Annotated in this window: 12 protein-coding genes, 1 tRNA gene and 1 pseudogene; 11 read left to right on the top strand and 3 right to left on the bottom strand. The window is 65.5% G+C overall.

The genetic code is table 11. The features are described from left to right. Positions 1 to 103 precede the first annotated feature (103 nt). Positions 104 to 1,267, bottom strand: coding sequence for a flagellar basal body-associated FliL family protein (locus tag ACZ5ZX_RS02750; protein ID WP_465500341.1), 1,164 nt, complete (start codon positions 1,265 to 1,267; stop codon positions 104 to 106). Positions 1,268 to 1,513: 246 nt separating this feature from the next. Here ACZ5ZX_RS02750 and ACZ5ZX_RS02755 point away from each other — a divergent pair, with 246 nt between their 5' ends. The 10 genes and pseudogenes from ACZ5ZX_RS02755 to ACZ5ZX_RS02800 form a co-directional block, all read left to right on the top strand. Next, a complete protein-coding gene (locus ACZ5ZX_RS02755; RefSeq protein WP_465500342.1) occupies positions 1,514 to 2,020 on the top strand; it encodes a hypothetical protein in 507 nt (168 codons plus the stop codon). 75 nt (positions 2,021 to 2,095) lie between these two features. Next, entirely contained in the window at positions 2,096 to 2,704 is a 609-nt protein-coding gene (locus ACZ5ZX_RS02760; protein WP_465500343.1) for a hypothetical protein, read from the top strand. A gap of 187 nt (positions 2,705 to 2,891) precedes the next feature. Next, a complete protein-coding gene (locus ACZ5ZX_RS02765) occupies positions 2,892 to 3,431 on the top strand; it encodes a DUF2716 domain-containing protein (RefSeq protein WP_465500344.1) in 540 nt (179 codons plus the stop codon). Between the two features lie 38 nt (positions 3,432 to 3,469). Further along, positions 3,470 to 3,871 carry an immunity 7 family protein gene (locus ACZ5ZX_RS02770; RefSeq protein ID WP_465500345.1) on the top strand — a complete coding sequence of 134 codons (402 nt, stop codon included), beginning with the start codon at positions 3,470 to 3,472 and terminating at the stop codon, positions 3,869 to 3,871. Positions 3,872 to 4,051: 180 nt separating this feature from the next. Next, the gene (locus tag ACZ5ZX_RS02775; RefSeq protein ID WP_465500346.1) at positions 4,052 to 8,185 is read left to right on the top strand and encodes a LamG domain-containing protein; all 4,134 of its coding nucleotides are present in this window, start codon (positions 4,052 to 4,054) and stop codon (positions 8,183 to 8,185) included. Positions 8,186 to 8,240: 55 nt separating this feature from the next. After that, entirely contained in the window at positions 8,241 to 15,110 is a 6,870-nt protein-coding gene (locus tag ACZ5ZX_RS02780) for a TreTu family toxin (RefSeq protein WP_465500347.1), read from the top strand. Continuing rightward, the gene (locus ACZ5ZX_RS02785) at positions 15,107 to 15,415 is read left to right on the top strand and encodes a hypothetical protein (RefSeq protein WP_465500348.1); all 309 of its coding nucleotides are present in this window, start codon (positions 15,107 to 15,109) and stop codon (positions 15,413 to 15,415) included. Before ACZ5ZX_RS02780 ends, ACZ5ZX_RS02785 begins: the two co-directional genes overlap by 4 nt. 123 nt (positions 15,416 to 15,538) lie before the next feature. Further along, positions 15,539 to 15,799: a DUF4262 domain-containing protein gene (locus ACZ5ZX_RS02790; RefSeq protein ID WP_465500349.1), complete on the top strand. Its 261-nt coding sequence runs from the start codon at positions 15,539 to 15,541 to the stop codon at positions 15,797 to 15,799. A gap of 85 nt (positions 15,800 to 15,884) precedes the next feature. After that, positions 15,885 to 16,091, top strand: coding sequence for a hypothetical protein (locus tag ACZ5ZX_RS02795; RefSeq protein WP_465501019.1), 207 nt, complete (start codon positions 15,885 to 15,887; stop codon positions 16,089 to 16,091). Between the two features lie 74 nt (positions 16,092 to 16,165). Next, positions 16,166 to 16,456 (top strand): annotated as a pseudogene (locus tag ACZ5ZX_RS02800) (YiaA/YiaB family inner membrane protein); the annotation flags it as partial. Here ACZ5ZX_RS02800 and ACZ5ZX_RS02805 read toward each other — a convergent pair. Beyond that, on the bottom strand, positions 16,453 to 18,210 hold the full coding sequence (locus ACZ5ZX_RS02805; protein ID WP_465500350.1) for a hypothetical protein: 1,758 nt from the start codon (positions 18,208 to 18,210) through the stop codon (positions 16,453 to 16,455). The pseudogene ACZ5ZX_RS02800 and the gene ACZ5ZX_RS02805 sit on opposite strands and share 4 nt — an antisense overlap. A 310-nt stretch (positions 18,211 to 18,520) precedes the next feature. Beyond that, positions 18,521 to 18,593, bottom strand: a tRNA-Gly gene (locus ACZ5ZX_RS02810). A gap of 197 nt (positions 18,594 to 18,790) precedes the next feature. On the opposite strand from ACZ5ZX_RS02810, the gene ACZ5ZX_RS02815 reads away from it, so the two are divergent. Next, complete coding sequence (locus tag ACZ5ZX_RS02815; RefSeq protein ID WP_465500351.1) at positions 18,791 to 20,362, top strand: sigma-70 family RNA polymerase sigma factor; 1,572 nt, start codon at positions 18,791 to 18,793, stop codon at positions 20,360 to 20,362. Positions 20,363 to 20,442: the final 80 nt, after the last annotated feature.

Here is a 20,442-nt window from a genome sequence, read left to right on the forward strand (position 1 = left end):
CCGTCGCGATACCACCACTGCGGTGACCTCGCACATTCTGCACTGCCCGGCCACGTCACGCCCTCGCGGGTCGAATCCGTGATCTCCCCGCGACCTGCGCTTCTCAGGTCGCCGGGAGGACCGTGTCCAGCGAGGTCAGGGTCTGCTCCAGACGGGTGTCGAGCGCCTGTGAATCCCCGCCGAGCGGCTGCGAGACCCACGCCGTCACGGCCATCGTCCCGGACACGTAGCCGATACCGCTGAGCTGGCCGTTCTGGTTGGCGCCAACGAGGGCGAGCCGGTCGCCGACGCGCTGTTCGCGCAATCCGGCGTTGATCGAGTTCTCCCGGAAGTACTTGACGATCGCGGCGGCGTCCTTCGCGTCGTTCGCCGGGATCACCAGGACGAGGTAACCGTTCGTACCCTCGTTCGAACCCTTGTAGGTGACGGACGCGATGCTTTTCGACGTGAGGTAATCGCCTGCGGCCTTCGAATAGAGGTTGAGCTCGACCCCCTTCGCGACCGACATCGTCGAGTTGTCCTTCGACGGGGTTCCCGGCAGCGTGGGCAGCCGGTCTTCCAACGGCGTCTGCGCGCTGTTGGGCTGACTCGACGGCGCGAGCCCGGAGAGACCGTCCGGCGGCTGGGCCACGCTCGGCTGCTCGGCGACGTTCGAGGACGACGACGAGCCCAGCCACAGCGTCCCGCCGATGATCAGCGCCAGCACGACCAGCACCCCGGCGCCGATGAACAGCCAGGTCGGCTTGCGCTTGCCGACGCCCGCGTAGTCCTCGGCCGGCGCGCTGTGGCGCGGACCGGGTTCCGGGGCGAGCGGCGGAAGCGGCCGGTTCAGCTGCCGGGTCGACGGCTTGTGCTTGGCCTGAGGCGGCTCGGCGCGCAGGTAGACCGTCGGATTGATGTCGGCGGGCGAAGGCGCGGTGGTCTTGTGGTCCGCGATGCGAGGGATTGCGCTCTTCTTCTCTTCGCGCGGCTTCGGTTTCTCGGTTTCGAGAGGCTGGGTGCGCTGTTCCGGCCGCGGCGTGTAAGGCTGCTGATACGGCTGCGGCTGCTGGACCGTGACCGTCGGCAAATCGATCGGCCGCGCCGCCGGATTGGTGCTGTGCCAGGCGCCGCCCGGCTGTCGCAGCGGCGAGGGGACCGGTGACGGCATCGTCCCGCCGGAGGCCTCCGCCAGGAGCTCGTCCCGCTTCTTGCGGTGTTCGGCGTGCCCGATACGACCCGCGGCCAGCTCGACGTCCAGCTGTCGAAGCTCGTCCTGCCAGCTCATGTAGCCCCCTGCCGCCGGGTGTGGGCAGCCAGTGTTGCATGCACCCTTATGGGTGGTTGATGTGGTCTTTCCACATTCTTGCGTCCACAAGTGACCCGGTCCAGCATCGATCTCGCGTCCGGTCACCAGGAGATGAAGGGGCCTTTCCCCGCATCGCATGGGGTAAAGGGCCCTTCACCGCGTGAGACGCGGGGAAAGGCCCCTTCACCCTGCCGCCGGTACGGTGGCGGACGTGGGAAGCGCCGGATGACGGAAATCGACGAGTGTCGTAGCGCGCTGCGCGAGCTGGCCATCGGCAGGCTCGCCGGTCGGGACGTCCGCACGTCCCATTTGGTCGAGGCCGGTCTGGACGCGATCGTCGCCGGGCTCGACGCCCCTTCTCTCGGTCTGCTGGCCGGGCTCGAGTCCGCGGGCGAAGACGCCGTCGACAAGGCGCTCCACCAGGTGGTCGACGAACTCGGTATCGAACTGCCCGCCGACCCCACGGCCGCGCGGTGGCTGCTCATCCACGGCTGGCTCACCGCCATGGTCAAGGGCGACCTGTCACCGGCGACCGGTGGCGCGCTGGTCAGCGAGGTCGGCGAGCTGCTCGGGTCGCCGCCGTCGTTGCGGGGGATCACGCGCTGGTCGGCGATGCTCGACAACTGGATCCCCACCGATCTCACCCCGCGTGACGTCTGCGAGGTGCCGATCCTCGAAGAATCGGCCGAGCTGCTCGAAGGGCCTTGGCCTCCTTCTCCGCGTCACCCGTAAGGCGCCGGTTTCTGTCGTACATGTGTTCTAAAATTGGCGTTGTACAGCAGGAACAGCGGCGAAAGGCAGACACGGATGGCCTACATCACCCTGCCCACGTTCGTGGGATACAGCACGAGCTCGGGTCCCTCGCGTTCCTCTTTCGTCCGGCGCTGGCGCCGCCAGTACGAGGATCCGGCGCGGGGCGGGTTCAACTTCTATCTCCGGGCCGCGAACGCGATCCGGGCCGGCCGCATCTCGGGGCGGGATCGAGAGGTGATGCGGGCACTCGTCGAGAACGCCGACGAGCGCACGCGGCCGCATTACGCCGAGATCGCCAACGGCTGGCTGCGCTATCTGGGGCGGCGTGACCTGCGGCTGGCCGAGGTCGGCCGGTCACGCTGGCGGCTCGGCGCGCTCGAAGTCGGCATCAATCCGCACCTGGGGCTTCGCAAGGGCGACGGTCCTGTCCACGTGACCTGGCTTTACTTCAAGGAGGAACCGTTGAGCCGGGACGCGGCGCAGATGGTGCTGTGGCTGCTCGAACAGACCATGGACGAGCTGCGGCCGGGCGGCCGCCCGCTGGTGGTCGACGTCCGGCGCGCGAAGGAGTTCGCGTTGTCCCCGCGTGACCGCGACAAGGTCAAGCCGTGGGTGCGGAGCGAGGCGTCGGCCTTCATGAGCCTTTGGGAGGCAGCCGCATGATCGAACGACGGCGAGCCCGCATTCGGTGGGCTCGCCGTTCACACACCGTCATTCTCACGGTTCCGGCGGCGGCGCAAGACACCTGATCAGGTGACAGTTTCACGGAGTATGCCCGCGAGCTGGACAACTTGGGTCCCGAACACGAAGCTTTCCCAGTCTTAATCGGCCGAACCACCGAGGGTCGCTCGTGAACAACGCTTGGGAAGCCATCTCCAGGGTCGCAGATGAGCCCGCTTGGTACTGGGTCTACGACAAGCTCGCGTTCTGGCCGAGCACCTACTCGCACGCCTGGCCGGGTTTCCGTGAACCCGCCCCTTCCGTCGCGTGGGACCTCGCACCCGGCGGGCTCGACAGGTCGTCCGCCGAGTTCCGGCTCGGCCCGTACGCCGTCGAGCAGAACGACGTCGCCCGCGTCGCGCTCTCGGCGTTGAAGGAGTGCGTCGCCGAGGACGAGTGGGTGTGGGTACTGCACTGGCAGCATCAGTCGTACCGCTTCTACCCGCATCGCCACGCCGCCCTCGACCCGTGGCCGGTCCCGGTGTTCCCGCGCACGGACTACCACCTGTTCCTGGCGAACGACTTCCGCTTCGGCACGCTCGGGCATCCGTGGGAGCGCACACTGTGCGTCTACGGCGAGAAGCTCGTGCCCGCCTTCGAACGGCACGGCGAGCGAGTCTTCAAGAACGCGCTCCGGCGCAACGGGTCGCCGGTCGCGATGGCGGGCTGACCACCGTCCGGTGGGCGGACCTGCCTAAACTCAGGCCGGTGTTCGAATATCACGGGTGGGTGACCATCCAAGCGAGCCCTTCCGGCGACGATGACGCGGCGCTGCTCGAACGGATCGTCGAGCGGGTGCACCGCGCCGTCCGCGACTTCGACGACGGCGACCTGGTGGACCTCCGCTGGTCCGCCGGAGCACCGGTGCTGCACCTGGGCGGCATGGACAAGCACGGCACCACGATCGGACCCGAGCTGGTGGACCTGTTCACCCGCGTCGGCGACCTCGCGCCCGGCTCGTACGGCCTCCTGCACGTCTGGGACGACCAAGACCCCGAGCACGACAACGAATTCAAGGTGTACCGGATGGCCCGCGGCCTGGTCACCGAACGCGGCGACGACCACCTGTCCCCGGTCGCGCCGACGGTGCTGGACGGCTACGAGATCTGAGCCGCCTGCCTGCGGTTTCGTCGATGATCGAATTAGGCTGTTCGGCTGCTTCCCCCACTCGTCCGAATAGGACAGAGTTCTTTGGGGCGCGGGTGGCACATCCCCGCGGAACGAGGGGGAATCGCCGTGAGATCGTCGTGCCTGAGACCGCGTCTCGGTGTCGTCGTGGTGGTGTTGGCCGTGGCTTTCGGGGTATTCCCGGCCACGGCTTTCGCATATCCGGGGGATGCTGCGATCCCGGCGCCGCCGGTGTTGCCGAATTCCGCTCCGGACACCGCAACGGCGACGAAATTCGCCAAACAGGGCCAGAAGAAGGTCCGGGTCGATGACCTGACCTCCGAGCGTTCGGAAACCTTCGCGAACCCGGACGGCTCCATGACGTTGACCCAGAACACCCGCCCGGTTCGGGTTCCTCGTGACGGTGGCTGGGTTCCCGCGGACTCCACCCTGAGCCCTGCGGCGAACGGCGCGCTGTCGCCGAAGGCCGCGATGGCCGACATCTCGCTTTCCGCAGGTCGGCGCGGGGACGTCCAGACCGCGGGAGCCACACCTCTGCTGCAATTGAGCGCCTTGGGCACCTCGGTCGGGCTCGATTGGCCGGGTGTCCTACCCCAGCCGGTCGTTTCGGGCGCCACCGCCACCTATCCCGAGGTGCTTCCCGGCGTCGACCTCAAGGTCGAGGTGGACGTGGACAAGGTCCACGAGGTCGTCGTGATCAAGACGCCGGAGGCGGCGAAGAATCCGGCCATCGCGAAGATCAAGCTGGGCGTGCCGGTGAAGAACGGCAAGCTCACGAAGGACGCGGACGGTGCTCTGCGGGTCAAGGACCCCAAGGGGGCCGACGTCTTCCTGGCCAAGGCGCCTTCGATGTGGGACTCGTCGGGAGTCGAACCCGATGTGACGGATTTCGTCCGCGGTCCCGCGACCGGCGGTCGTCAAGCCAAGGTGCAGACTGAGATCTCGGGTAAGTCGCTGCTCCTCACACCCGACGCGGACCTGCTGGTGAACGCCGCGTACCCGGTCTATGTCGATCCCACCTGGCAGACGAACTACTGCTCCAACTGCGGTCGCAACCACTACCTGGTCCAGCACGCCTGCGGCTCTTCCAAGACGCCGGGTGAGGCGGTCTGGGACTCGTCCGACCAGCTCAAGGCCGGGTACATCTACGACTCCAGGTCGAACTGCGCGGGAAACCTCGTCACCGCCCGCTCCTTCGTGGAAATGAACCTCGGGGGCCTGGCCGGGAAGGAGATCTACACCGCGCAACTGAACTTGGCCGTGACCAACCCGAGCAACTGCGACGGCTCGAACCACGTGGTGCTGACCAATCCGATCGTCCCTGGACTGAAGTTCGGGAGTGGCCCGGCACTGGGCAACTGGCTCGGAAGCGTGAGCGGCTGCCCGACCAACGTCGGCTTCGACGTCACCTGGGTCATCGACAGTCTCGTGAAAGCTGGTGGGCCGACCTTCACCTTCGGCATAGTCTCGCCCGACGAGAACGACCAGAAAACCTGGAAGCGGTATTCCCCCCAGGTCGGGTTCTCGGTCACCTACAACTCACGTCCGAACTCGCCGGCCAATCTCGCCATCGTCAACGGGACTTCGACTTATCCCTGTGGGCCGCCCGCCCCGGGCATGCCGTGGGTCCGTCCGGTGCTCGGACGTACCAGCACCGGCTACGTCGTCAAGGCGAACGTCCAGGATCCGGACGGTGGCATGCTGTACGCCGGTTTCCGCGTTTACAAGGGTTGGGTCAGCTCCGGAAACTACGCCTGGGACCAGCGTGAAGCAGGTGTCGACAACGTCCTGAGCGACTCGAACATCGCCAATCGCAACGCACAGGCCACCTTGTTCAAGGATTCCATGCCCGCGGACGGGATCTACTCCTTCGACGCGCACGTCACCGATGGTCGCGAAACCAGCTGGGCAGGCGCTTGCGAAGTCGAAGTCCAGCTCTCCGCTCCCGCCGCGCCGTCGGTGTCATCCCAGACGTATCCCAGTGGTACCTACGGCGGTGGTCCTGGACGGGCGGGTGACTTCACCTTCACGGTCTCCAACTCTCCGACCTCGGTCGGAAGCTATGTGTGGAAGCTCGACAACACCGCACCGCCCACCTGCAACGGAACCGAGTCCGGAACCGTGAAGCCCGCCGCCTACAACGGGCCCGCCACCGTCGCCATCGCTCCGCAGACGAAGGGGACGCATGTCCTGAGCGTCTGGTCGTGCAACCGCGCGAAGACGCCGTCGACCAGGGTCGACTACAACTTCAGCGTCCGCGACGTGACGGCTCCTCTCGCGTCCTGGCAGTTCGAAGGGAACGGTGCTTCGCAGGCGACCGGTCTGCGCTACGTCGGTGAAGGCAAGGGAGCCTTCACCGAGGGGAAGATCGGAGAAGGCGCGGCACTGTCCGGCCAGGCAGGCGACTACTTCGCGACGGGCGCGCGTGTGGTCGACCCGACGAAGTCCTTCTCGGCTTCCGCGTGGGTGAATCCGACCGGACTGAACAGCAGGCGGGTGGTGCTGTCGCAGGACGGCACTCAAAGCAGCGGTTTCGCCTTGCAGTATCACGAATCCGGCAAGTGGGCGTTCAGCATCGCCGACTCGGCACAGAGTTCCGCCTTCTCCACGGCTGCTCCGGCGGAAGGAGCGTGGACTCACTTGACCGGCGTGTACGACGCCGTCGCGAAAACGGCCACGCTCTACGTCAACGGGCAAGCTCAGGCCACTGTCGCCGCCACCGGTTCCGGTGGCGCGGGGCCGTTGGTCGTGGGCGGTGGGAAGGCAGGCGGTGGGCGGACCTATCTGTACTCGGGGAAACTCGACGAGATCGCGATGTTCGACCGGGCACTGACCGCGACGGAAGTCGGTTCGCTGCACGGCAACAACGGCGTCCCGACCGGCCTGGCGGCCATCCGTGAATACGCATTCGAGAGCAACACGGTGGACGCGACGGGAAACGACGGCGCGCTCACCTTCGCTCCTGGGTCGGGGTTCGCGACCGGCTACAGCGATTCCGCCGGGCAATCCGCGACCGAGAGCAAGGTCGGACAGTCCTCCGGACAGGCTTTCGTGAGCGATGGAAACGGTTACGGCCGAACGAAGACACCGGTGATCGACACCGCGCAAAGCTTCACGGTTTCGGCGTGGGTGAAGCTGGCCGATACCAACGGCTATTACGCTGTGGCCGGGCAAGACGGTGTCCATTCCAGTGGCTTCCAGCTTCGCTATTCCAAGGATGCGAACCGGTGGATCATGGGCCTTCCGTCCGCGGACATCGACGGTGACGGCTATCGGTGGGCGGCTTCCACCAGCACCCCGCAGGTGGGCGTCTGGACGCATCTGACCGGCGTCTACGACTCTTCCACGGCCAAAGTGCTGCTCTATGTGAACGGTGTCCTTGAAGGGCAAACGGCCATCCCGGCGGGGACCACGTGGACAGCGACAGGCGGTTTCGCGGTCGGTCAGGTGCGGTGGAACAGCCAGCCGTCGACCTTCTTCAAGGGAAGTATCGACCAGGTGCAAGTCTGGGATCGCGCTCTTCCTGCCGCGGAAACCGCCGGTCTCGCCAACACCGCCGTGCTCCGGGCGAACTACCAGCTCGACGGCAACATCGCCGACGGAGTCACCGGCGCGGCCGGCGTCGTCTCGGGCGGTGCGGCCATGGTGAGTGACAACGGCGTCAACGTCGCGAAGTTCGACAAGTCCGGGACCGGGCAGATCGCGGCACAGCGGCCGGAGAGTTTCCGTGGCGACCGCAGTTTCACCGTTGAGGCATGGGTGAGGCACCGATGGACCGCCGAGGACGCCGCCGCGGCGAAACAGGCGAACCCCGCCAACACGACCGGCGTCGACGAAGTGGGTCGGGCCGCGGTCGGTATGGACTCCGCGCAGTTCCCGCCTTTCATGCTCGGTTATCGAGGAATCAAAGATCAGGCAGGCAACTGGCAAGGTCGCTGGAGCTGGATGATGGGTTCGTCGACCGCCACTCCGACGAATCCGTTCGCATGGTTCGCGGTTTCCGACAGTAACGCGGCCGACGGGGTGTGGACTCATCTGACCGGCACGTACGACGCGACGACAGGCACCTCTTGCCTGTACGCCTCCACGGACGAATTCCAGTTCTCACCGGTCTGTCTGACCAATGTGGCCGGGTGGAACGGTGCCAGCCCGCTCGAAGGCCTGCTCCTCGGCCGAGGTGCGTGGAGTGGCAACAAATCCGATTACTGGTACGGCGACGTTCGCGGAGTCCGCGTCTACACCGGTGTGCTGGACGCGCAACGGGTCGCCGCGGACATGATTCTCGACCACCCCTGATTCTCCTTCTCCGGTTCGGCAGACGCTCCATCTGAAACCTTGGGCAGGCTTCGTCATGCGTAGAGACACCCGCTGGACCCACATCGGCCGTTTTTCCCGTGCCACAGCGGTGATCGTGTCCGCGATCATGCTCGCGTCCGGTGGCGCGGCGATCGCGCTCGAAAGCAAGGGGAGCGCACCGAGCTGGTCGCTCGGTCCCGGCCAGAAGGACCAGAGCGTTCCGGTGACGCCGCTCGTCGCCCCGCCGTCGCCGCCGCCGGTGTTGCCCGACGCGAAGGTGACCCCGCCGGTTTGGCCAGGAGCGACGGACGCTGAGGTCGAACTGCTGGCCGGTGCACGCGACGGCCGCCAGCCACAGGGACTCGGCGTCCAGAACGCCGCGAACGGCACCCCGGTGAAGGTCGGCTGGGCGCGGGCGAAGGACGTCGCAGCCAAGAAGGCGGGGCCCGCCCCAAAGGTTCGAGTCCGTGTCGCGGACCAGAAGATCAGCGACGCGCTCGGACTCCGCGGCGTGGTGCTCTCCGTGACCGACACGGGTGCGGGCGCCGAGCCGGTGAATGTCGCGGTGGACTACAGGGCGTTCGGGAGCGCCTACGGCGGCGGCTGGGCCGATCGGCTGCAGTTGGTGGAAATGCCGGGTTGTGCCCTGGTGACGCCGTCGAAGGCCGAGTGCCGGACGAAGACCCCAATGCCGGGGACGGTGAACGACAGCAAGACGCGGCAGGTCTCGGCGGATGTCGCGCTGGCCGGAGCCGCGCCTCGGGTCTTCGCTGTGACGGCAGCCGCGAGCGGCTCTGCCGGAAACGTTTCCGCTCAGCCGTTGCCGGCGGCGGGGTCGTGGTCGAGTGGCGGATCGTCCGGAAGCTTCTCCTACAACTATCCGTTCGCGGTCCCGTCTGCTCCGAGCGGTGCGTCACCGAGCCTCGGGCTCTCGTACTCGTCCAGTGGCGTCGATGGGCTGACCTCGGCGACCAACAACCAGGCGTCCTGGGTCGGCGATGGATGGGACTTCACGCCGGGTGGCTACGTCGTCCGCAACTACCTGCCGTGCAGCGAGGACCTCGGTGGCAACAACGGACAGACCAAGACCGGTGACCAGTGCTGGGGCATCGACAACGCGACCCTGGTCCTCGGTGGCAAGTCGACGGAACTGATCAAACTCGCCGGAACGAATCAATGGCGGCCGAAGAACGACGACGGCTCCAAGATCGAATTGCTCACCGGTGCCGCCAACAACGCCCAGGACGGCCAGCACTGGAAGGTCACCACCGGCGACGGAACCCAGTACTTCCTGGGACTCAACCGCCCGCCCGGTTGGGTTGGCGGCAAAGCCGAGACCCAGTCCACGTGGACGGTCCCGGTATTCGGCAACAACGACGGTGAAGCCTGCTACAAACCGAACAACTTCGCCGGCTCGTCCTGCCGGCAGCCCTGGCGCTGGAACCTCGACTACGTGGTGGATCCCCACGGGAACGCCAGCACGTACTACTACCAGCCGGAGGTCAACTACTACGGGCTCAATCAGAACGTCGCGACCGCCGGAACCGAATACACGGCGGGCGGGTATCCCCTGCGGATCGAGTACGGCCTTCGGTTGAAGGACGGCAGTGTCTACGGTTCCGCACCCACGAATCAGGTCGTCTTCGAAACCGCGGAGCGCTGCCTCCCGTCCGGAGCGATCACCTGTGATCCCTCGCAATTGACTTCGACGACGGCGTCGTCCTGGCCGGATGTCCCGTTCGAGCAGATCTGCGCCAAGGACAAGCCCTGTGACTACGGCTCGCCCGCCTTCTTCACCCGCAAGCGGCTGACCACGGTCCGGACGCAGTACAACAACGCGGGCACCCAGACCGACGTCGACGTCTGGAACCTGGCCCACACCTTCCCCGGAACCGGGGACGCCTCGCCGTCCGCGCTGTGGCTCTCCTCGGTCACCCACACAGGGAAGGGCGGTGGCGGAAGCATCACGCTCCCCGCCACCACCTTCGGCGGATTCATGTTCGCGAACCGGGTCGACACGGCCAACGATCAGTACTCCCCGATCACCCGCTACCGGGTCAACGAGATCAGGACCGAAACCGGTGGGCGGATCGGTGTCGCCTACTCGGGCCCCGATTGTGTCGCGGGGACACGCATGCCGGCGTCACCCGAGACCGACACGATGCGGTGCTACGCGTCGTTCTGGAGTCCTCCGGCGGCGAAGGACCCAGTTCTCGACTGGTTCCACAAATACGTCGTCACGGACATTTCCGAGGAAGACTTGACCGCCGGTGGAGTCGCGGTCAAGACGCACTACGACTACCTCGGTGACGCGGCCTGGCACTACGACGAGGGTCAGTTCACGCCGAAAGAGCGGAAGACCTGGAGTCAATGGCGTGGCTACGGCGTCGTGCGGACGTCCATCGGCCACCCGTCCGCCACGCAGACGGTGACGGAGTCGTTGTACCTGAGAGGGATGGACGGCGACCACCTGCCGAACGGCGGAAAACGCTCGGTCTCCGTCGAAGACTCCGAAAAGGGAACGATCGTCGATCAGGATCCCTTGCAAGGGTTCCTCCGCGAGTCCAGGACCTATCTCCCGGGTACGGCGACGGTGGACAACTCGGCCATCAACGATCCTTGGGTCCGTGGTCCGACGGCGACGAGCGCGGATGGCCTGCTCAAGGCGCATTCGGTGGACACCGCGACCGTGCGCGGCCGCACCCTGCTCTCCGACGGCAAGACGTATCGCCGCAACCAGGTGAACAAGAAGTTCAACGACAACGGTCTCGTCATCGAGCAGGAGGACCGTGGTGACACCGGCGTCGCCACGGACGACACCTGTACCAAGACGACCTATGCCCCGAACACCGCGACCGGGATGTTCGACAAGTCGAGCGAAGTCGTGATGTTCGCCGGGCTCTGTTCCGCTACGGCGACGGCGTCCACGGTCATCACCAATGTCCAGGTCTCCTACGACAAACAGGCCTTCGGCACGCCGCCGACCGCGGGCGACATCACGCGCACCGACACGCTGAGCGCCTGGGACGCCACAGGCAAGAAGTTCGTGACGACGGCGACGAACGAGTACGACGCCTACGGCCGCGAGACGTTGTCGACCGACGTGTCCGGCGCGGTGACGAAGACCGCGTACACGCACAGCGCCGGAGGACAGGTCACCGAAATCGCCGTGACGAACCCCCTCGGCTGGGTCTCGACGACCACCAAGGAACCGGCGCGGGGAAACCCGGTGTTCTCGGTCGACGTGAACAAGGTCCGCACGGACATCACCTACGACGCGTTGGGGCGCAAGACAGCGGTCTGGAATCCAGGGCGCAGCAAGCTCGACGGTGACAAGGCGACGGCGACCTTCGAATACACCGACGCGGCGACGTCACCGGCCGCCATCCCGACCACCGTGGCGACGAAAGCCCTGCAGGACAACGGCGAGTACACGACGTCGTACGCGATTTACGACGGTCTCGGACGAACGAGGCAGGCGCAGTCCGCGGCGTCCGGTGGCGGACGGATCATCAGCGACACCGTCTACGACTCGCGCGGGCTTCCGTTCAAGACGAACAACGGCTACTTCAACAGTGCTTCCGGCCCTGTCCCGAAGCTGGTGACCGTCGCGGACAACACGGTGCTGAACCAGACCGTGACGGAGTACGACAGCCGTGCCCGTGTGACGGCGTCGATCCTGATGTCGAAGGGCGTCAAGCAGTGGCAGACGTCGACCATCTACGGCGGCGACCGGGTCACGACCATTCCGCCGCGGGGCGCGTCGCCGCAGACCGTGGTGACCGACGTACACGGGCAGACCGTCCAGCGGCTGCTCTACACGAACGGTTACACACCGGGAGCGGCGAATCCGGCCGACGCGACGAACTACACCTACAACGCCGCCGGTGCCATGACGTCGATGAGCGACGCCGCCGGAAATGTCTGGTCGACCGGCTACGACCTGCGCGGCCGCAAGGTCTGGCAGGCCGATCCGGACGCGGGACGGTCGACCTACACCTACGACGACAGCGGACAACTGACCTCGTCCACCGATTCGCGCGGCAAGGCCACCTTCTATACCTACGACAAACTCGGACGTAAGACGCAGACCAACGCGGATTCGCCCACCGGCACCAAATTGGCGAGCTGGACCTATGACACCGTTCCCAACGGCATCGGTTTGCCCGCTTCGTCGACCAGGTGGGCAGGCACGGACGCGTACGTCACTCGTGTCGCGGCGTATGACAGGTACGGCAGGCCGACCAAGAACGCCGTCGATGTTCCGGCTGTCGAAAAGGGCTTGGCCGGTACGTATGAGTTCAGTACCTCGTACACGGCTACGGGTGCAGTCGCATCGACGGTGAGTCCGAAGGCCGGAAATCTGCCGCTGGAACACGTTCGGCATACCTACAACGAGCTAGGGCTGCCGTCCACGACGTATGCGATCGATTCCGCGGGCACGACCACGAACCTGATCTCGAAGACCGACTACACCTCGTTCAACGAGATGTCGCGGATGCAGTTCGACGGGGAGAAGTCCACCGCGAACGTCGGCGTGACCCAGACCTACGACGAGGTCACCCGGCGCCCGCAGACGACCACCGTCAACCGGGCCACTCAGATCGGATCGCAGCTGACCAACCGGACCTACGGTTACGACCCGGCCGGCAACGTCACGAAGATCTCGGACACCCCGTCAGGTGCTGCTGCCGACACCCAGTGCTTCGAGTACGACTACCAACGACGGCTGACCGAGGCTTGGACCCCGTCTTCAGCCGACTGCGCGACGGCCAAGTCGGCGTCCGCGCTCGGCGGTGCCGCGCCGTATTGGAAGTCGTACACCTTCGACAAGACCGGGAACCGCACGAAGGAGGTCGACCACAAGCCGACCGGCGACGTCACGAGCACGTCCACCTATCCGGCGGCCGGGCCCAGCGCGGTCAAGCCGCACGCCCTGCAGAAGGTGGACACGAGCGGCCCGAACGGGACCTCGACCAGCGGTTACACCTACGACGAAGCCGGCTCGATGCTGACGCGGAACGTCGGTGGCGACACCCAGACGTTCAGTTACGATCACGAGGGAAGAACCGCGGGCGTCGCAACGCCTACAGGTGAAAGCAAGTACATCTACGACGCCGATGGCAACCGGCTCGTCACGCGCGCTCCGACCGGCACCACACTGGCGATCGGCGACCTCGAGCTGGTCATCACCACCGGTACGACCGGTGTGACCGCGACCCGTTTCTATCAGCACGGCGGGGTCCAGGTCGCAGTGCGAGTCGGTGGCTCCGCCCTGAAGTGGATGCTCGGTGATCTTCACGGGACCAACGGTCTGGCCATCTCCGCGGGAACGCTCACACCCACTCAGCGGTACATGGACCCCTTCGGCAATCCACGCGGTCCGGCGCCGTCCACCTGGCCGGACAAACACGGTTTTGTCGGCGGCTACCAGGACGCGACCGGCCTGACGCACCTCGGTGCACGCGAATACGACCCGGCGCTCGGCCGGTTCACCAAGACCGACCCGGTGCTGGATCCGGCGGTCCCGCAACTGTGGAACCCGTACTCCTACGCGAACAACTCGCCGGTGACCATGACGGACCCGTCCGGCATGTCGGCCTGTTTCCACATGGGTGAAGACGGCCTGTTCTGCCACGAGGGCACCGAACAGGCGGCCAAGTGCACGGGTAGTTGCACCGTGATGGCCAGCTCTCCGTCGTCACCGCAGGGCAAGAAGTACGCGGCCGAGCAGCGGGAGAAAGCAAAACGGGGCTACAACGAGAAGTCCTACAAAGAGGCGCAGGTCGTCGTGAAGAAGTCCAAATGGGACGTCTTCATAGACGCGGCCGGTGAGCTGATCAAGAGCCTCATCGGCTGGGACGACATCATGGGCTGTATCGAGGGATCGGTCGGCTCGTGCATCAGCACCCTCCTCAACTTCATCCCCTGGGGCAAGATCCTGAAGGTCGGCGAGATCGTCGCGAGCTTCTGGAAGGGCGCGCGGGCGCTGGCGACCTTCGGTCGTGAGGTGGAGAAGGCCCAGAAGGTCATCGCCGACACCGAGCGCATCCTCGCCGATGCCGAGATGGCGGCTAACGCGGTCCAAGTTGTGGTCGCCGTCAGCGAAGGCGAGGGCGTCGTCGGTGCCGCGGCCGCGGCCATGGGCGGTGCCGCCGCGGCTAGCGACTCGGGCTGCAACAGCTTCGTGCCCGGTACGCGGGTCCTGATGTCCGACGGCACGACAAAGCCGATCGAAGAGGTGAAGCTCGACGACCAGGTGCAGGCCACGGATCCGGAGACCGGTGAAACCACGGCACGGAAGATCGTGGCCACGATCATCGGTGAAGGGCAGAAGCGTCTGGTCGAGATCAGCATTGCTGGTGAGGCACCGATCGTCGCCACCGATGGTCACCCGTTCTGGGCCCCAGACCTGCGGAAGTGGATCCCCGCCAGTGAGCTGAGGGTCGGCAGCTGGCTGCAGACCAGTTCCGGCACCTGGGTACAGGTCACAGCGGTCCGGGCATGGGACGCCCAGGCTAGCGTTCATAACCTCACCATCGACACAGACCACACCTACTATGTGGTGGCTGACACCACTACAGCTCTCACCCATAATAAGTCTTGCACCGTGGGCCGATGGATGTCGGAGAAGGAATATGGAGCGATGAGCGCCACAGGAAAGGTTCAAGCTGGAAGTAGAGGGGATTCGACGTACGTGGCGAGTCCAGCAAATGCCGATGCCTTCCGGAAACAAGCTCCTGTTGGCTCAGTTTATGCCGAGTTCGATGTGCCGTGTTCATGTCTGAAACCGGCTGGCGAGCCCGGGTGGGCACAAATCCCAGGTCCGAAACATCCCATCTTCTCAAGGCTTAACGCGAAGCGCGGTCTCCCAGCTCCCGCGATGCCTGCTTTCGGAAACCTCAGGATTGTGGACCGGAAATGAAAGAATCCATTGCTCATGCATTTAAATCGAAAGTAGCTGGTGTGCGGCATGGGTGCGACGAGCTGGGGCTAGTGATCGAAGTATTCGACGCCTTGGATAATGTAGAAAAAGCATCCTTTGGCGTGTATTTCGAGAAGGGTAGCAAGGGCTTTTATATAACAGTCTGGGATTCTGGTGAAGTGCAGAGGTCGAGTATCAACTACAGTACGGATTCTCTGCCGCGCGAGGCATATTTTCGCGATGTGGACCTAGTCTGGCTGGATGTAGAACTTCAGAATCTGCTTGACTGGCTACATGCCAGTTGAGGGAGCCTGCAAATCATTTGTTTCTTCGTTGGGCAAGTGGCGTTAAGTATGACTTGCTGGACCGGGAATCCTGACGGTCGAACAAGTGGTGAATTGCGTGAACCATGATGAGTCGTGTGAACTATGTGGTACCGGTCGAATGGGTGTCCTGGCTGGAGTTCACAAGCAGTGGCTGTAATATCTGACGTCAGAAATTACGGCTATCACAAGGTTGGAGTCTTCTCGGAAGAACTCGATGAGCCAGACTTCAGCTACACGGTCGGGCTGGAGCATGTTTGTGGGCACCCAGAGGTTTTGGTGTTCGGCCTGGATTTGGAAGCAGAATTTGCGATAATAGACGACCTGGTCGAATTGGTAAATCCTGGGTTTAAGTTTGGAGAATGACTCGAAGCGACTCGGTGTCGGAGGGTTCCGAGGTTTATTTCGCTTGCTGAAGAGGAGATTGTATTCGGAATACGTGCAGTAGGCTATCAATTTTTACAAGACAGAGAAATTCTCGGCGGTAATGACGTACTGGCCGGATAGCAAGGGACGCTTTCCGTGGGATAGTGGGGCATCGTGTTATCTGTTGGAGCGTCAGTCGGCCTTGTGTCTGTTGTCGGCGATGATTAGCTCACCGATGGGACGAGTGTCTTCTGGCGCTTGTTACGAGGGTTCAAGGCGAGAAGGCGTATAGGTTGCGAAGCATTTGCGAATACGCTCGCTTCGGGTTTGCCTTGTTGACATAGCCAATCCCGCCCTCAGCCGGCATCGAAAACCTCCGCAGCGCCTCCCACCACGGTCGCCTTCCTCGTCCAGGCCGCCCTCTCGTTCGGTCTCGCGCTGGTCGCGGTCGTCGTCGGCATCTGGTACCTGCCGGCCGACGGCTGGGTCCGCGGCTTCCTCGCCCTCGGCATGCTGTTCCTGACGACGTCGGCGTTCACTCTCGCCAAGTGCATCCGTGACCGGCAGGACGAGAACTCAGTCGTCAGCAGGGTCGACCAAGCCCGTGTCGACAAGCTTCTGGCCGAACACGACCCCTTCAAAGCGCCCGCGCTCTAACCCTTCCCGGCGTCCTTGATCGTCGTGATGCGGTGATACGTGCCGTCGCGATAGGCGAGAACGATGGGATCCTTCACCTCGGGGGCCGCGACGGCCTGCCAGCCGGAGCGGCCGGTGCCGTTCATGAACTGCGAGATGTCGTCGCGCGGGAGGCCGACCGTGCCCCCGCCGACGACCTTGCCCGCGCCGTCGGTGATGAGAATGCACTGGGCCCGTTCGCCGCCGATGAGTGCCCATCCGTTGATCTGCTTGTCACCGGTGACGGGCGCGGTGTCGACGGCACCGGCGGTGTCCTTGGTGCCGTAGCCGGGGCCCTTGAGCTCGACGGCCTTGGCGAGGTCGACGGTCGTTCCGAGTTCCGGTCCGCCCGCGCCGCAGCCCAGGGTGAAGTCGGGGGTGAACGGGTAGATGCCCATCGTCCGCTCCTGCTCGAGGAAGTCGGGGTAGGCGTACATTTTGCTCATCACACCGCCCGCGTTCACCTGCATTGCCACGCCAAGGACGGGTTGGTACGCGTACCGGTAGCGGGTCGCGCCCGCGGCGGTGTTCCCGATCGCGTAGACGCAGAGGGCCATGACGAGCGCCAGAGGGATCGCCTTGAGTCGCAGTGCCCGCGGTCCGCGGGTCACCAGCAGCACGAGTACCGCGCAGACACCGAGCAGCCCGATTCCGACGTAGCGGGACGACATGCCTTCGGTGGCGTTGTAGCCGCCTCGGCTGACGCCGATCATCGCGCCGTTCAACGTCACTTGGGCGGCGAGGCCGAACCAGCCCGCGACGGCCGCGACCGGTGCCGGACCGTCGAGGGTTCCGGTGAAGTTCTCGGTTTTGGTCGCGAGCCGCTGCTTCACGGCTGTCGCGGCGAGGACACCGAAGAGGCCGACGGTCAGCGCGCCCGCGAGGAACGCGACATCCGGTGACTTGGTGGACCAGGACTGGCCGATGGTGCTGGTCATGGCGCCGAGATAGGTGTCGGCGCCGACGACGTTCGGCTTCTGGTAGCTCGGCGGCCATGGCGCGATGCGCCAGAGCACGAAGACGACGAGCCCGAGGCCGAGTGGCAGCGCGGCCTTGACCCGGCTCTCGCCGCGGAGCCAGAGGACGAGCGCGAGGACGATCCAGACCGGGAACGCCACACCGTGCCCGAGGCTGCCCATGAAGGCGAAGAGAAAAGCCGGGATGAGCTTGCCGTGGTGCGCGAAGGCGATCGCGATGACGGCGGGCGCGAGGCCGAGGAGCCACTGGACGCCCATCATGCCGTCGCCGAAGTACTCGACAGTGCCTGCGGAGAACACCAGGCCGGAGAGTCCGGCGACGACACCGGCTCGGCGCAGGCCAGTGAGCGTGCGGGGCAGCATGCTCCACAGTGCGGCGAACATGCCGGCGGCGAGGATGACGCTGAGGAAGCCGAGTGGTGGCTGGGTTCCGGCGAACAGCTTCGCGTCCAGCCAGAAGACGAGGCCGACCAGCACGATCGGGTGCTCGTGGTAGAGGTGAAACAGCTGGGCGACGTCGAGGTTGCCATTCTTGTCGGCGACGAGGCCGAGGACGACCCAGTAATCCGCGTGGTTGATCTTGGGGGCGCGGACGACCTCGGCGATCGACAGCACGATCGGTACGGCGGTCAGTGCCCACAGGGCCCAATAGGGGAGGTGATCGAGCAGTCCGCGCTTCGCGGGCTTGCCCGGTTCAGGCGTTTTCCGCTCGGCTTCCATCGTCGCGACGGGGCCGCCGTCGCGCGCGTTCTCACTCATCCGTGCTTCCCCACCCTCGAAGATCCGGTCCACAAAGTACCGAACTCCCAGGTAGACGCCTTCGTTGGCGTCCCAACATATGCAGAGATACGAATTACTACGGTCGTGTGACTCTGCTCACCGAACCTGTAGCACGTAGTAACCAAAAAGAAGTAGCGAGAACCGCTGAAACCTTAACGATCACGCGCCCAATACCCACCCGCAAGGGTGAGTTACAGGAACCGCGGGGGTCCGGGGGGCTCGGCCCCCCGGGAATTATGGCGAGCAGGCCATGGTCCAGGCTTGCCTGGACACAGCACTCCCACCTGCGAGCGGATGACGGGATTCGAACCCGCGACCCTCACCTTGGCAAGGTGATGCGCTACCAGCTGCGCTACATCCGCATGTCACTTCGCGCTTCAACACTCGTTTGAAGCAGTGGAACAACCATACACCGACCGTCTGTAGCCGTTTGCACCCACCCCGGCAGGTGCTTCGGTGTCACACCTGGCGTACAAGGGGTGACGACGGCTGCATACCTCCGTATGGTGTCCCCATTCGACCGAATGGTGAGTCCTTCGGGGAGGAGGTGCCTGGCCGGATGACCGAGCAGGGCACGGTGCCGCTTCAGGCGGCCTCGGAATCCGACGAGCAGGCATTGCTCCAGCGGCTCCGTGATGGGGAGGACGCCGCCTTCGGGGAGCTTTTCGAACTTCACGCCGCCGCGGTGCGGCGGTTGGCCCGCAGTCTCGCCTCCGATCGGTCGGAGGCGGAGGACATCACGGCCGAGACCTTCTTCCGGGTGCTTCAGGCGCTGCGCCGGGGCGCGGGGCCACGCGACTACGTCCGGGCGTATCTGCTGACGGTGGCTCGCCGGGTCTCGTGGGAGTGGCACGGCGCGCGCCGTGACGTGCCGGTGAGCGACGACGAGCTGTCGTTCCGGGCAGGCGCGGGGGCGGATACGAACGCCCGTACGGCCGAGCATTCGCTGATCACGACGGCTTTCACGAGTTTGCCCGAGCGCTGGCGTTCGGTGTTGTGGCAGACCGAGGTCGAGGGCGAGCAGCCTTCGATGGTCGCGCCGCATTTCGGACTGAGCGCGAACGCGACGGCGGCGTTGGCCCGCCGGGCGCGGCAGGGGTTGCGGGCGGCGTATCTGCAGGCCCACCTGTCGGTGAACCGCGGGCCGGATTCGTGCCGGGCGGTGGTGGAGAAGCTCGGCGGGTTCACCGCGGGCAGTGTCACCGGCGCCGAGGCGCGCCGGATCAAGACCCATCTGATCGGGTGCCAGTCCTGCCGGGCCACGCACGACGAGCTGCGTGACGTCTGCTCTTCGCTGCGGGCGCACGCCGGTGTGGTGGCGCTGCTGGTGCCGGGGGCCGCCGGTCTTTACGCGAGCGGGTCGTCCGGGGCGTTGTCCGGATTCGCCGCTTCGGTGAAGGGGCTTCTTCTCGGGTCGAAGGTGAAGGTCGGCATGGCGGTGGCGTCGACGGCCGCCGCGGGCGCGGTCGGGATCGTCGCCGGCCCGGCCGTGTTCGGTACCGATGTCACTCACACCATCGGGTTGTCCGGGGGTGGGCTGCCGGAGCTCGCACTGTTGCCGCCGGCGCAGGTCGCTCCGCCCGGTCAGCACCAGCCAGTGCAGATTCCGCCGCAGCGGATCGCTGAAGACCAGCTTCACGGCAAGGGTTCCGGGCCGGTTCAGACCGGCAGGGGGCCGAACGCCGAACTCGGTGCGGCGGACGTGCCGACGTTGCCCGGGGCGGGTGACACCTCGCGGAAGGAACTCGGCGGCGGTGGCGACGTCGCGCAGCCCCCGGCCGCGCGGTATCCGTTGCCGGAGGAGACCGCGCCTCGGAACGAAGAGGTCCCGGAAAGCGGTTCGAACCAGACCACCTCGAAGCGGGACGACATCCCGCCGCCCGGCGAATCGCCCGACCCCACCGAGGAGTCGTTGAGCCCGACGACGACGCCACGGGACTCCACGGAGTCTTCGGATCCGAATACGCCGGAGTCGACCACTGACCCGGAAGGGTCCACTTCGCCGACTTCCGGCACCCCCGAGAGCTCGACCGAGAAGCCGTCCGGCGAGCCGTCGGAGGACGAGGAGAGCCCGGTGAAGCCGACTTCCCACTATCCGGAACCGGGCGTCGACTACCCGACGTGCCCGTAACGCCGGAGAGGGACGGATAGCCTTCGAACTCTCGCGAATCCTCCCGCGATCACGGTACGGTGGAGGTCGCTCACGACGAG

This window comes from Amycolatopsis sp. NPDC033938, assembly GCF_055575975.1.

Bases quoted from the DNA above. Each gene is read 5' to 3' on its own strand.
- ACZ5ZX_RS02750 (WP_465500341.1), bottom strand. From the start codon at position 1,267: ATGAGCTGGCAGGACGAGCTTCGACAGCTGGACGTCGAGCTGGCCGCG.
- ACZ5ZX_RS02755 (WP_465500342.1), top strand. From the start codon at position 1,514: ATGACGGAAATCGACGAGTGTCGTAGCGCGCTGCGCGAGCTGGCCATC.
- ACZ5ZX_RS02760 (WP_465500343.1), top strand. From the start codon at position 2,096: ATGGCCTACATCACCCTGCCCACGTTCGTGGGATACAGCACGAGCTCG.
- ACZ5ZX_RS02780 (WP_465500347.1), top strand. From the start codon at position 8,241: ATGCGTAGAGACACCCGCTGGACCCACATCGGCCGTTTTTCCCGTGCC.
- ACZ5ZX_RS02785 (WP_465500348.1), top strand. From the start codon at position 15,107: ATGAAAGAATCCATTGCTCATGCATTTAAATCGAAAGTAGCTGGTGTG.
- ACZ5ZX_RS02790 (WP_465500349.1), top strand. From the start codon at position 15,539: ATGTGGTACCGGTCGAATGGGTGTCCTGGCTGGAGTTCACAAGCAGTG.
- ACZ5ZX_RS02805 (WP_465500350.1), bottom strand. From the start codon at position 18,210: ATGAGTGAGAACGCGCGCGACGGCGGCCCCGTCGCGACGATGGAAGCC.
- ACZ5ZX_RS02815 (WP_465500351.1), top strand. From the start codon at position 18,791: ATGACCGAGCAGGGCACGGTGCCGCTTCAGGCGGCCTCGGAATCCGAC.